The sequence below is a fragment of the Ruminococcus sp. AF17-1AC genome (assembly GCF_003461385.1).
In the GTDB taxonomy this organism is placed as follows: Bacteria; Bacillota; Clostridia; order Oscillospirales; family Ruminococcaceae; genus Hominimerdicola; species Hominimerdicola aceti.
In genome coordinates, this window is the sequence record NZ_QTWZ01000001.1 from 221870 (window position 1) to 235674 (window position 13805).

The following is a 13805-nucleotide window of genomic DNA, read 5'->3' on the forward strand; positions in this document are numbered from 1 at the left end:
CCGCTTTTAAATTTCAGAAAATTAAGAAACTTTTCGAAACAAAAATCGGTATATACGCTGCGTTGTGAGCATATATACCGATATAAAATTTCCTTTATATTGATTCTATCAAGCCGTCAGAATATATCTTTTTTGTTCTCGTACAAATTCAGAGATCATAATCAAACCTCCTTATTCTTGTGTGGTATCACCGTATTTTACATCCTCCACTTCACGATCTAACTGAATGTCATGAGGCTTCCTATTTGTTGTATTTTATCTTGACATTGCCACATCTTTGTGATAAAATTAGTAATATATGAGAAATTATAGTGGAAAGGAAAAAATAATATGAAGTTATTTAAGCGGACGCTTACGACGGCAGTGGCAGTGTGCCTTGCACTGCAAAGTGCAGTGGTATGCTTCGGAGCTGAGGCAGAGGAGCAAATTCCTACTGGCGGAGAGGAAGTCGGTCTTTATACGTCTGAGAACGATGAAGCCATTCAGTTGACTGAGGATATGTATAGCAGTTGGTATGAAGGCAATCAGACGTATGACGGCACGGAAAAGACGCTTTATGGCTATTCTCTTATGGACAGCAGCAACTATTACCGGCTCACTGAGGACGAGGACTATGTTGTTACTTATGAGAACAACATAAACGTAGGTACTGCGACGGCTACTTTCACTGGTATAGGTAATTACACAGGAAGCTTTACAAAGAATTTCAATATCGTGCCAGCTGATATTTATAGTGCGGATATTGACTGCGAGTATGAGCAGAGCTACTGTGCCGGTAACCCTGTTCAGCCAAAACCTATTGTTACATACAATGATATTGTGCTTGCTGAGGGCGTTGACTATGAGATCGAATATGAGGACGACTGTGGCGAGCTTGGCTGGCATTATGCTTATATTAAAGGTATCTGCAACTTTAATGGAACCGATTCCTTTGAGTATAACGTTGTAGAGGCTGAAATATCCAGTGATAACATTTCTGTGGATGCCAGCTGCACCTACACGGGCTACGCTCAGACTCCTGCACCTGTTGTTACAGTTAGTGGTGCGGTGCTAAGATGTGGCGTTGATTATAATGTATCATACACAAACAATGTGAATGCCGGAACAGGCTATATGACCATAGCAGGAATGAACGGCTATACAGGATATGTGACAGTGCCTTTTACTATCAGCCCGAAAGCTGTTTCTAAGGTCGAGATACTAAAGATAGCTGATGTGGATTATACCGGTAATGCTGTCAGACCGAGCCTTTTTGTCAAGGCGGACGGAAATATGGTCAAGAGTTCCGACTATACTGTAACATATTACAATAACACAAATATAGGCACTGCGACGGCTGTTGTTACTCTTGGCGGAAACTACGAAAGCAGGTACCCTGTTTCGACAACATTCAAGATCATCCTTGGAAAGCCAAAGGGATTTAAGGCTACCGCTGAATCTACCACTTCTGTAAAGCTTAGCTGGAACAAGATCGGCAATTGCAAATACAGGGTTTATCGCTATGATCCAAAGAAAAAGACCTACAAGCGTCTGACGGTCACGAGTTCCACAAGCTATACTGACAAGAAGCTTTCAGAGGCAACGAGTTATACTTATGCCGTAAAGCTTGAATACAACTCTAAGACCGGTCCTTATATAACAGTAAAAGGCAACACGAAGTTATCCACACCGAAAATGACGGTAAAGGCTTATAATAAGAAAGTCACGATAAGCTGGAAGAAGAACACAAAGGCTGATGGATATCAGATATACTGGTGCAAGGGCGATGAGTGGACTATCCCACATAACGATTACTATAGTATGCCAAAGGATTGCTATAACGATTATGTTCAGCTCAAGAAGATAACAAAGAACAGCACAACCTCTTATACAAAATCAGACCTTTCAGGTTCAAAGAATTATCACTTCAAAATGAGGGCTTATAAGACCATAAACGGAAAGGTGGTTTACAGTAGCTGGACGGGTATCCAATGCAAGATAAACACTGTTTCAAGACTTAATGCGGCAACAAAAAAGAGCCACAGCACTTATAAGATCTACAACGTTCAGGGCAAGAAAACAAAGACCTCGACGCACACTCTTACAGCAGAGGAGAAGAAGATACTTAAAAACTTTGCCTCAAAGCATTTCAAGAAAGATTGGTCGGCGGCAAAGAAGATCGAATATACTGCGGATTGGATAAGAAAGAATTTGAAATATGGCAGGATACCAACAGGCTCGCATAGCAAGAATATCTTTGTTTACAAAGAAGGTCAATGTTCTGATTACAATGGCGCACTGGTGGAAATGATGGTTTATCTCGGCTATGACGCAAACCTTGTTATGGGCAACCGCAATGGCGGAGGACAGCACTTCTGGGGCGAGATAAAGATAGACGGAGTGACTTATCTGCTGGAAGTCGGAGAAAAGGTCTATGACAGCCCACAATGGAATTACAAGTGGCAGTTTATGTGCCTTAAATATTCTGAGGCTGACGGTGGTTACAAGAAAAACGGAAAGCTATACTAAAACGAAATGCTCTGCGGAGAGTGTGATCCCGCAGAGCATTTTTTTTGCTTTAATAAATTTGTGATACCTAACTTTTCAGTCGCTCTTTTTTTTGTTTTATAATGGCAAAAAAATCTTATGATACTTCTTGCCAAATCCCTTCCAATATATTATAATGTATTTAGAAGATCATATTTGAAAGGAACATATGGAAAATGAAAAACATTGTTACAGCCCTGATGCAGTTTGTGATACTTGTGGTCGCACTTGTCATTGTGACCTTTGCTATACCTAAGATCGCAGGAAACGATGACAGATATGATAAGTACATAGCTGAAAACTCAAAGCAGACCGTCACTGTGGGAAGTGCCTTTGGCGTTGTCAAAGACGGTGAAAAGGCTTCGTATACTGATATTGACAACAGCCTGAAAAATATCTTTAGTAAAGTGACTCCGTTGCAAAAGCCTGTGAATAAAATTCTGAACAGGCAGATAAGCTTCAAGCAGGCAAAGTATTTTGAATACTATTGGCTCACTGCACTTATCTCAGGCGTACTTTGCTGGATATTTGCGGCAGGCTTTCCGTTTAGGATAGGGCGAAAGGGCTTCAATGTGTTTGGTTCTGTGTATAATAACTTTTCAAAAGTTGTTCTTCTTGAAGATGAGATGACCCGTGAGGAATATGAGGTCGATCTAGGTATGACCATATGGGGACCTTTGTGGATAATCCTTATCGCTCTGCGTGCGACCTTTGCTATTACATGGGGCTTTATCCTGCCTTTTGTGATAGCCGCCAATCTTGCCATAGGCGTTATAAGAATAGTTGGAAATGTTATTATCGTCAGCGTCCGTGGTGCTGCCGCCGATGCAAAAAGGCACAGCCTCTCGCAAAAGCTTGACAAAACGACCTTTTCTATTTATCCTGAGGGCGGATATTTCAGAGTAGAGCAGGATCAGGACAATGGTCAGGGCGTATTTGTGAAAAATTATTGGAACGCTGTTGCGGCAAAGGCATTGTTTGAAATCGAAGCCGGAAATAAGTCTTTCAGCAAGGAGGATTCTGAGAAAAACATTCTTCGTGGGGATATAAAAGAGAAGAAGTTTTATGAAACATATCGTTTGCTCAGCCGTATAAAGGGTCTTTTCAATAATGATATCAAGAGTAAAAAAGCAATTATCACCGCTTCATTAAAGAATAAAGAGGGTGGCTATGAATACAGATTTATTGCTGAACCGGAATTGTACCATGTTTATATGGTGGGTGATGAAACAGCAGAAAACCTTAGCCATAAGGATCTGAAAATAGATTTTAATGCCGCAATGCTTCTTGACCTGCTTGACTTTGACCGAAAGGGTCAAAGATATGATCATAATGATTTTCTTAACTTGTATTACGCTGATAGTGATGAATTTACGGCCAAACTTATGAATTATAATCATAAGTTGATAGCAAAGTTTGGCAGAAACAGATATGACGAGTATTTTGAACAGCACAAACAGCAGATAATCGAACACCGCCGATATAAAAAGTTTTCGGCTGTGGGAGAGGACGAAGAGTGAGATAATAAGTATTTGATATAATAAACCAGCCTCCCACGGAATTGTTTCTGTGGGAGGCTTTGCTTTCCGTACACCAAATCACCTACCGCTTGTGCAACTTTTTTGCCGTTTGTGCAAATATTATTGACTTTTTGTTAAGAATCATAGATAATTATTATAAATATTCATGCTGTTAATTAGAGTTGCTTGTTAAACAATGAAAATGAGAATAATAGAAAACTCAGCGAAAGTGCTTGTGCAGACGATGAGCTATGATACTGAAACAGTTGGGTGAGCAATGGTGGACACTATGGCGACTGTCATAATGTCAGATGAAGAGAGGTGAAATATGGATAAAAAGATAAAAGCTTTTTTTGCAGCTATGGGAATTGCCACGGCGTTGTTAGTGCCTGTTTCTGCATCTGCGGATAATTCTGACTCAAAAGTGCAGGTGAGCATCGACATCACTTGGGACTCTTTAGAGTTTACCTATACAGACGGGCAGTGGGATCCTGAGACCCACTCATATAAAGGTGGCGGTTGGTCTGACAGCGGCGGAAATTTTACTTTGACAAACACAGGGAATGTGGGTGTTATGGCGGATTTTTCATACAAACAAGCAGAGGGCATGGACGAGATAAAAGGCTATTTTTCAAGCAGTGAGCTAATAGTGCCTATTTCAGAAAGCCGAAACAGCAAACTTACTTTGTCGGGTAAACCGACAGCGCATTTTGAAAGCATGACGGTCGGCACGGTTACAGTGAATGTTACCACTGATGATTCGGGAGATGCAGGCGACAGTACGATAACAGGCTGGTATAAGGATGAGGAAACCGGCGATTGGTACTATTATGATAAGAACGGCAAATTGGTCACAGGTTGGTTTAAGGACGGCGGAACTGAATGGTATTATGCCGATGAAGACGGCAAGCTTGTCAGAGGTTGGTTCAATGACGGTGGAAATGATGGGCGTTATTCTGGTGATGACGGAAAATTGCACTCAGATTGGGTCAAAGTGAATGATGATTGGTACTATTTTGACTGAGACGGTTCAATAGCAAAGAACACCACTATTGACGGACGATATATTGGACTTGACGGCAGGTGGGACGGGATAGGCGACGCACCAAATACATAAATAATGATGATTTGTAAAGGATTAATTACTTATGAAAAGGACGATCTCGACCATAATGGCATTAGCACTTGCGGCAACACTCAGTACGGTGGTGTTTGCAGCGGAGAATGATGACGGAAACATCAAAAAGAATATCAGTGTAAAGGCAAAGTATGTGGAGGATATCAAAGCCTCAAAAACTATCCAGGCTGACGTTGTATGGGGTAAAATGGAGTTTACATACAATATGAGCGGAACAAAGACTTGGAATGCAAAAACTCATGAATATGATATCGACACAAATGGCAAATGGTCTGCAAAAGGTAATGATATAAGCGTTACAAACCATTCAAATACGGATATCGACGTTGATTTTACATATGAGCCACTTGATAAATACAGCTTGGTAAAGGGCGAATTTACATATGATGAAGTCACAATACCAACAGCTGAAAACAAGGCTGTCGATGACGAAATTCTAACAATAAGCACAGATCTCACCCTCAGCGGTGGGCTTCCATCGGACGTCACGGATCTCACAAAAGTAGGAAATGTGGCAGTAACTATCGCAGAGGCAGTGCATTGATCGGCTTGACAATGCCGGAATCATAAATGTGTGTTACTGTTTAGGCTTTCCTGAATTACCCTTGAAAGGGAATTATGACAACAATAAATTTAAGCTATATTTTGCTGATAGCGGTTTATTGGTAGTGATGCTTGATAATGAAGCTCAAGATGATCTTTGGGCAAATAAAATTCCACAGAAGTTGAAATAGCCTGAATTCCACAACAGTTGACAAAACTGCAAAAATATGATATAATTTTCAGGTAATAATTTAAGGGCAATGACGCTCCGTGTACTTTTCACGGGGCGTTTTTTGTTTTTTTGTGGGGGTGTTTTCTGTGAAGGTCAGTAAAAAGAAGGGCAGAAGTGTGCTCAAAAGCCGCAATATCACCATCTGTGCAGTTGTGGTGTTTCTTCTTATTACTGCTCTTACTTTAATGAGCAGCAGATATATGTCCCGGTGTATCGACAGAGAGAATACCGCACAATCAAACAGGGGAGAGCTTTCTGACCTTGGGCAGGAGCTTGCGGACGCTTCCGATTATCTTACCGATGAAGCTAGAAAATTCTCCGTAACAGGAGATATCGAACATCTTTATAACTATTGGTATGAGGTCTATGAGGAAAAGACCCGTGACCGTGTTATAAATAGCCTTTCCGCTCTTGATCCTCCTGAGAACGAAACTGCGCTTCTTGCGGAAGCCAAAAAGTATTCTGATACTCTCATAAAGACCGAAACGGTGTCAATGAAGCTTATGCTCACTGCAAAAGGCATAACAGCTAAACAGTATGGCGACAGCAAGGGAGGCAGGTTGGCCGAGTATGTTTCCATTGTGGAGGATACGCCACTGCCTGAGGAATACAGCGGACTTAGCCCTGATGAAATGAAAGAGCGTTCCCGCGAGATACTTTATGACAGCTTTTATAACGATTCTAAAACCATGATAATGTCGCCTATAGAACGCTTTCGTCAGGCTCTTAATAAACGTCTTGATGCAGAGGTGGAAAGCGCTGCCGCAGGACGTGAAACTGCACTGGTGATACAGCTTGTGTGTTCAGCGAGCGTGCTAGTTATTGTGGGCATAGTACTGATAGTTTTTGAAAGCCTTTATGTCAGACCTATAAACGACTACTCTGAGAGCCTTTCAAAGCGTAATGAAAATTCTGCCGAATTTGACCTTTCAAACGTCCGTGTGTCACCAAAGGGAGCGTATGAGCTTTTTCGATTTGGCGAGCTTTTCAACCGCCTTTCGCAGATACTTCAAAATGAGCTTAAAAAGCGTGAAACAGCCGAGGCACAAATGCGGCAGGCTAAAGAAGAAGCAGACAGGGCGAACAGTGCAAAAAGTGATTTTCTTGCACAAATGAGCCATGAGCTTCGCACGCCGCTTAATGCTATCACAGGCTATCTTTATATGCTTTCAAATACCAGTCTTAATGATGCTCAGAAGAGATATTGCACTAATATAAACACAGCCTCAGAAAATCTTCTTGGTCTTATAAATAACGTTCTTGACTTTTACAAAATAGAGTCGGGAAGCTTGCAGCTCGAATATACAGATTTTGACCTTGTGAAGCTTATAAGCGACACTTATTCCATAATGGAAAGCACAGCCATAGCAAAGGATATCCCATTGCGTCTTGATATATCGGGGAATTTGCCTAATTTCGTCTGCGGCGACCCTTTGCGATTAAGGCAGGTGCTTGTAAATCTAATTGGAAATGCGGTGAAGTTCACGGATAGGGGCGAGGTGGTCTTTAGCTGTAAATATCAGGAAACAAAGGGCAGAAGCGTTGTTATCATGTTCAGCGTTTCTGACTCAGGGGAGGGCATACCTCAAGACAGGCTTGAGAGCATTTTTGAGCCTTTTATCCAAAGCGACGCAGGAGTGACAAGACGTCACGGCGGAACAGGTCTGGGGCTTCCTATCTCACAATCTATCGTCAAGGCGGCAAGCGGCGGTAAATACAGCATAGAGGTTACATCTCAGCTTGGAAAAGGCTCGTGCTTTAGCTTCCTTATGCCATTTGATATTGCAGAGTCGTCACAGGTGCAGAGCGAAAATGGTACTTCTCAGGGCGTGCCTGTTGAAAAGGCTGTCATTTTGTTGGTGGACGACAACAGTGTGAACCTAGATATCGAAAGTGAGATATTAGGCACATACGGCTTGCAGGTGGATACCGCCGACAGTGGCTTAAAGGCTATAGAATATTGCAATAGCCACAGCCCTGATATGATAATTCTTGACCTGCATATGCCTGATATGGACGGCTATGAAACTGCAAGACACATAAGAGAGCTTCCTGATTTCGGACTTACGCCAATAATCGCTCTTACCGCCGACGTTGTTTCGGGCATAGAACAGAAAGCCTATGAAGCAGGCATGGACGGCTATATCTCAAAGCCTTTCCGACCTGATGATCTTAGAAAAATGATATACAAGCATTTGCACATAAGGCGTGAAATGCCCGAAAAAGCTACAGAGCAGGGTGATGAGGTGTTTGATTGCGTTGCCTGCCTTGACGCTTTGGGTGGAAGCAAAAGCATACTATTTGATATAATAAAGCGTTTTATTTCCGAACACGGAAGCGACCAGAAATATATCTGCCAGCATATCGAAGCGGGAAACTATATGAACGCGCGGATTATACTCCATGACGTTATAGGGATTTCGGGCAATCTTTGTTGCAGAAAGCTTCATGAAAGTGCAAAGGCATTAAGTGATATTCTCAAATCTGATGCACCGCAAAATGCTGATACAAAAGACTTTGAGGAGCAGTGGGAAAAGGCAGTGAGCAGGCTTGAAGAATTTTTGCAGCTTGATGATGACAGCATGGTGCAAAATGCAGAGAGCCAGAAAAACTCACAGCTTGTAAAAGAGCTTTTAGACCTTTGTAAAGCCTTTGATATCTCTGCGGCGGAATATTTTCAACAGCATAGGGCAGAGTTTAAAGAGTGCATGGAAAAGACGAAATTCAGGCAGCTTGAAGAATACATAAACAGATACGACCTTCTCAGCATCACACAGTCTGAGGATTTATGGAGGTGACAAGTGTGTATAAGATACTTTTGGCAGAGGACGACGCAGATATGCGCTTTATCTACTCACGAATGTCGGTGTGGAAAGAATGTGGCTTTGTTATAGCAAAAGAGGTGTCAAACGGCAAGGACGCTCTTGCGGCGCTTAAAGCCGAAGCTTTTGACCTTGTGCTGACGGATATAAGAATGCCGTTTATTGACGGCATAGAGCTTCTTGGAAAGATAAACGAGCTTGGCATAGATGTGGCAGTGGCTTTCATAAGCTCATATGACGAGTTTGAATATGCACGAAAAGGGCTTGTGCTTGGGGCGTTTGACTATCTTTTAAAGCCAGTCAATGAGCAAAAGCTTGGAGATATGCTAAGACGTGTAACCGAAAAGCTTGAAGAGAAGAAGGTTGAAAACACCTGCTCAGACTATGTGCTTTCGGCACTTGAATCCGTGGGCAAAAGTAGCGGAGACAGCTTTACTCAGGATATCTGCACATATTTTTCAAATACAAGCTGTCGGGATATCTCAGTTGAGCAGGCGGCGGAGCATTTTGGCTTCAGCCGTGACTATTTCGGCAAGCTTTTCAGGCGGCAGATAGGGGAAAGCTTCAGCAAATTCAGCACCCTTGTGAAAATAGAATACGCCAAAAAGCTTTTGCGGCAAAGCGGAATGAAGGCCTATGAGATAAGCGAGGAGCTTGGCTATTCAAGTGCAGACTATTTCACAAAGGTGTTTAAAGAGATAACGGGCGTTTCCCCTGCACAGTATAAACAATCATTGTGACTTGTCTGAAAAATATAGGATTTTCTCTGATTTTTAGTGTTTTTATCTTTTGACCCTTGTGCTATACTATAAGCACAGGAGGTGATAGAAATGGACAATTTCGTTATTACCATAGCAAGAGGTTTCGGAAGCGGAGGAAAGCAGATCGGACTTGCTCTTTCAAAACAGCTTGGGATACCTTGCTATGAAAGCCAGATACTCAGCATGGCTTCAAACTACAGCGGAATAAACAAGGATCTGTTTTTTCAGGTGGACGAAAAGCTGAGGGGCTACCACCTTATCAAAAGACTTATGAAGTCTGCGAACAAGGACGATATCGTTGAGCCGACGGACAAGAGCTTCATTTCCGACGTTAATCTTTACAATATTCAGGCGAAGATAATCAAGGAGCTTGCCAAACAGCAATCCTGCATTATCATTGGAAAATGTGCAAATCACCTGCTGCGTGACTATGAAAACACCGTAAGCGTGTATATAGAAGCTCCAAGAGCTTTCTGCGTGAAAAATGTTATAGAACGTCTTGGCGTTACCGAAGAAGAAGCTCACAGAATGATCTATCAGACCGACCGCTATCGTGCCGATTACTATAAGTATTACACGGGCGGTGAAACGTGGACAAATCCGGTGCTTTACGATATGGCCCTTAATTCTGACCGTATGGGAATGGATAAATGCACGGAGCTTATCATTCAGTATCTGAAGATAAAGCTTGGTGAGGATATCCTCGGTAAAAAAGGTACAGCGGAAAATGATAAGGCGCTTAAGCAGCTTGGTCTGTTTTAGGTAAAAAACTTAATATTACAACAATGAAGTTGGTTTATCTGTCAAGGGAAAATACCCTTTAGAGCAGAGAGCCAATTTTTTTATTGCATTTAGTATGGAAAAGTAAAATGAATTGGAGGAAAACACTATGAAAAAGACAAGAATGAAGAGATTTTTAGCGGTGCTTTCAGCAGCGGCTCTGGCGGCAACAATGCTCACAGCCTGCGGTTCAGGAGGAGGCTCAAGCAGTGGCGACGGCGACACAGTTAAGGTGGGACTTCTTCACTCCCTCACAGGCTCAATGGCTATCAGTGAAAAGTCAGTTCGTGACGCTGAGGTGCTTGCTATCAAGGAGATAAATGCCGCAGGCGGTGTAAATGGCAAGCAGATAGAATACGTTGAAGAGGACGGAGCTTCCGAGCCGTCAACATTCGCAACAAAGGCTGAAAAGCTTATTGACAGCGAGGGCGTTTCAACTATCTTCGGCTGCTGGACTTCATCATCAAGAAAGGCTGTTAAGTCTATCGTTGAGGAATACGGCTCACTTCTTTGGTATCCTGTTCAGTATGAGGGTATGGAAAGCTCATCGAATATCGTATACACAGGCGCAGCGCCAAACCAGCAGATCGTTCCTGCTATCGATTATCTGCTTGATCAGGGCTATAAGAAGTTCTTCCTCCTTGGTTCTGACTACGTTTTCCCAAGAACAGCGAACATGATAATCAACGCACAGCTTGAAGCAAAGGGTGCAAAAGCCGTTGGTGAAGAGTATGCAGATATGGATCAGACGGATTTTGCAGCTATCATCTCAAAGATCGAAGCTGCAAAGCCTGACGTTATCATCAACACTCTTAACGGAACAGGCAACGTTTCATTCTTCAAGCAGATGTCTGAAAAGAACTATACAAGCAAGGATTACATGACAATGTCATTCTCTATCGCAGAAGAAGAGGTCGCTACAATTGGCGCTGATATCCTTAAGGGTCACATGGTATCATGGAACTATTATCAGACAACAGACACAGAAAAGAACAAGGAATTTGTTAAGGCATATAAGGATGCGTACGGTGAGAACAGAGTAACATCTGACCCTGCGGAAGCCGCATATGACGCAGTTTACCTTTGGAAAGCAGCCTGCGAAAAAGCAGACAGCTTTGAGCCTGAGGACGTTATCAAGGCGGTTGAATCAGGTGAGATATCCTTTGACGCACCGGAAGGCACTGTAACTATCCAGGGCGACAATCACCACCTTGTAAAGCCTGTAAGGATCGGTCAGGTGGGCGACGACGGACTTATCAACGAGATCTACGCAACTGATCCTGTTGCTCCAGACCCATATCTCTCAACTTATGATTGGGCAGTTAAGGCAGGAATCCAGCCTCTTGAATAAGCATATTTCATAATAAATCCTCTGTAAGTATCCTTTAATGCACAGTCAGTAATTTGGCTGTGCATTATTAAGGGCACGAAAGGACGTGGCAAAAATCTATGGATCGTTTTATAAACACTATGTTCAACGGCGTAAGCCTTAGTTCTATCATACTACTTTCTTCTCTCGGTCTTGCAATAACTTTCGGGCTTATGAGAGTAATAAACATGGCTCATGGAGAGTTTGTGATGATAGGCGCATATACGACATATGTCGTTCAGCAAATATTCGTAAAATACTGTACCGAAAGCATTCGTGACGTTTATTATTTTGTTGCTATCCCTGCCGCATTCGGCGTTACGTTCATTCTTGGAAGCTTGCTTGAAAAGTTTATCATCTCCCGATTATACGGGCGGGAGATAGACAGCTTGCTTGCAACATGGGGCATAAGCCTTATTTTACAGCAGGCGGCAAGAAGCATTTTCGGCACACAGGGCGTAAACGTAACAGCACCGTCATTTCTGAACGGTGGAATAAAGATAGGCGGCTGTACATTCTCATACAACAGACTTTTCATCATTCTTCTTGTGGCGCTTTGTCTGCTTCTGGTGTGGTTTATTATGTATAAGTCAAACTTCGGCAAGCGGATGAGAGCGGTTATGCAAAACAGAACAATGGCAAAATGTATGGGCATAAACTCACGCAAGGTGGATAACATCACCTTTGCTATCGGCTCAGGTCTTGCCGGTATCGCAGGCTGCTCGGTGGCGCTTCTTGGTTCTATCGACTCGACAGTTGGTCAGAGCTACATAGTAAACAGCTTTATGGCAGTCGTTCTCGGCGGCGTTGGCAAGCTTCTTGGTACTGCTATCGGCTCTGTGATAATAGGCTCTGCAAGCATTTTCACAGAGAATTATACTTCATCAACTATCGCAAAAGCTATCGTTCTGCTTATCGTTATTATCTTTTTGCAGAAGCGTCCACAGGGACTTTTCGTTATCAAGAGCAGAAATCTCGACGAGTAAGGGAGGTGTTTCGGTCAATGAAAGTTAGCGGATTTTTCAAAAAGAGAGGGGCGGCTATAAGCTTTCTTATAATAGCAATAATACTTGGCATCATGCCGTTGCTTCTTAATGCCGGAATGCTCTCCGGTTCATCTACAGTTATATTTCTCGGCAAGTGTATGGCGTTCGCCATTGCCGCAATGGGTATCGATCTTATATGGGGATATACAGGTATCCTGAGCCTTGGTCACGGACTTTATTTCGCACTTGGCGGATACTGCATGGCAATGTACCTTAAGCTTCAGGAAACAGGCGGAAAGATAACGGACTTTATGCACATAGGCGGACTTGATGAACTTCCTCTTATCTGGAAGCCTTTCAATTCCTTTGCTCTGACCCTTATCCTTATTATAGCAGTACCCTCAGTGGTGGCGTTTATTATCGGATATTTTATCTTTAAAAACAGAGTAAAGGGCGTTTATTTCTCTATCATCTCACAGGCACTCACATGGGCGGCTTATTCTATCTTTATCGCACTTTCTTCCTATACGAACGGAAACGTGGGTATCACAGAGATAAAGACCATTTTCGGAAGCATAAAGGGCAATCTTCACCGAAACGAGATGTTCAAGCTTTATTATCTTGCGCTTATTCTTATGACCCTTATCTTTGCACTGTCAAGATTTCTTGTTAGCCGCAAGTTCGGCAAGCTTCTTATCGCTATCAGAGATGGCGAGAACAGAACATATTTCTCAGGCTATAAGGTAAGCGCATATAAGAACTTTATCTATGTTCTGTCTGCGGCACTGGCTGGTATCGCAGGTGCAGTTTTTGTAAATTTCAACGGAAGCATTACTCCGTCACAAATGACTATTTCCTATTCTATCACAATGGTCATATGGGTAGCTGTCGGCGGCAGAGGAACGATAATAGGCGCTGTTATTGGTGCGCTTCTTATAAATCTCTGCGAGTATAATCTCAGCTCAGGAAGCATGGTTGAGATATGGCAGTATATAATCGGCGCAGTGTTCTGCGTGACTATCATATTCTTCAAGAGCGGTATCGTTGGCATCGTCAGCGAACAGCTCCCAGCACTTTTCCGCAAGCTTAAAGCAAATGGCAAAGACAAGGCAAAGGAGGCGGCGTAAA

General features: G+C 42.7%; 11 protein-coding genes. All 11 read left to right on the forward strand.

The window, feature by feature from the left end; translation table 11 throughout:
- Positions 1-330 precede the first annotated feature (330 nt).
- Complete coding sequence (locus DWW81_RS00960) at positions 331-2508, forward strand: transglutaminase domain-containing protein (RefSeq protein ID WP_117896354.1); 2178 nt, start codon at positions 331-333, stop codon at positions 2506-2508.
- Between the two features lie 194 nt (positions 2509-2702).
- A complete protein-coding gene (locus tag DWW81_RS00965) occupies positions 2703-4046 on the forward strand; it encodes a hypothetical protein (RefSeq protein WP_117896356.1) in 1344 nt (447 codons plus the stop codon).
- Positions 4047-4374: 328 nt separating this feature from the next.
- Positions 4375-5070 carry a hypothetical protein gene (locus DWW81_RS00970; protein ID WP_117876754.1) on the forward strand — a complete coding sequence of 232 codons (696 nt, stop codon included), beginning with the start codon at positions 4375-4377 and terminating at the stop codon, positions 5068-5070.
- A 124-nt stretch (positions 5071-5194) separates the two neighbouring features.
- Entirely contained in the window at positions 5195-5728 is a 534-nt protein-coding gene (locus tag DWW81_RS00975; protein ID WP_147338946.1) for a hypothetical protein, read from the forward strand.
- Positions 5724-5918, forward strand: coding sequence for a DUF4143 domain-containing protein (locus DWW81_RS13500; protein WP_278307502.1), 195 nt, complete (start codon positions 5724-5726; stop codon positions 5916-5918). Before DWW81_RS00975 ends, DWW81_RS13500 begins: the two co-directional genes overlap by 5 nt.
- Before the next feature lie 127 nt (positions 5919-6045).
- On the forward strand, positions 6046-8757 hold the full coding sequence (locus tag DWW81_RS00985) for a response regulator (RefSeq protein ID WP_117896360.1): 2712 nt from the start codon (positions 6046-6048) through the stop codon (positions 8755-8757).
- A 5-nt stretch (positions 8758-8762) separates the two neighbouring features.
- Positions 8763-9521: a response regulator gene (locus DWW81_RS00990; RefSeq protein WP_181982630.1), complete on the forward strand. Its 759-nt coding sequence runs from the start codon at positions 8763-8765 to the stop codon at positions 9519-9521.
- A gap of 90 nt (positions 9522-9611) precedes the next feature.
- Entirely contained in the window at positions 9612-10304 is a 693-nt protein-coding gene (locus DWW81_RS00995) for a cytidylate kinase-like family protein (RefSeq protein WP_117896364.1), read from the forward strand.
- A 127-nt stretch (positions 10305-10431) separates the two neighbouring features.
- On the forward strand, positions 10432-11673 hold the full coding sequence (gene urtA / locus DWW81_RS01000; protein WP_117896366.1) for an urea ABC transporter substrate-binding protein: 1242 nt from the start codon (positions 10432-10434) through the stop codon (positions 11671-11673).
- A gap of 98 nt (positions 11674-11771) precedes the next feature.
- Complete coding sequence (gene urtB, locus DWW81_RS01005) at positions 11772-12677, forward strand: urea ABC transporter permease subunit UrtB (RefSeq protein WP_117896368.1); 906 nt, start codon at positions 11772-11774, stop codon at positions 12675-12677.
- Between the two features lie 17 nt (positions 12678-12694).
- Positions 12695-13804 (forward strand): urea ABC transporter permease subunit UrtC, encoded by a 1110-nt coding sequence (gene urtC / locus DWW81_RS01010; protein WP_117896370.1) that lies wholly within the window; start codon positions 12695-12697, stop codon positions 13802-13804.
- Position 13805 lies beyond the last annotated feature (1 nt).

What these genes read in the sequence shown, in the direction of transcription:
- DWW81_RS00960 (WP_117896354.1), top strand. Translation starts at nt 331, where the DNA reads ATGAAGTTATTTAAGCGGACGCTTACGACGGCAGTGGCAGTGTGCCTT.
- DWW81_RS00965 (WP_117896356.1), top strand. Translation starts at nt 2,703, where the DNA reads ATGAAAAACATTGTTACAGCCCTGATGCAGTTTGTGATACTTGTGGTC.
- DWW81_RS00970 (WP_117876754.1), top strand. Translation starts at nt 4,375, where the DNA reads ATGGATAAAAAGATAAAAGCTTTTTTTGCAGCTATGGGAATTGCCACG.
- DWW81_RS00975 (WP_147338946.1), top strand. Translation starts at nt 5,195, where the DNA reads ATGAAAAGGACGATCTCGACCATAATGGCATTAGCACTTGCGGCAACA.
- DWW81_RS00995 (WP_117896364.1), top strand. Translation starts at nt 9,612, where the DNA reads ATGGACAATTTCGTTATTACCATAGCAAGAGGTTTCGGAAGCGGAGGA.
- urtA (WP_117896366.1), top strand. Translation starts at nt 10,432, where the DNA reads ATGAAAAAGACAAGAATGAAGAGATTTTTAGCGGTGCTTTCAGCAGCG.
- urtB (WP_117896368.1), top strand. Translation starts at nt 11,772, where the DNA reads ATGGATCGTTTTATAAACACTATGTTCAACGGCGTAAGCCTTAGTTCT.
- urtC (WP_117896370.1), top strand. Translation starts at nt 12,695, where the DNA reads ATGAAAGTTAGCGGATTTTTCAAAAAGAGAGGGGCGGCTATAAGCTTT.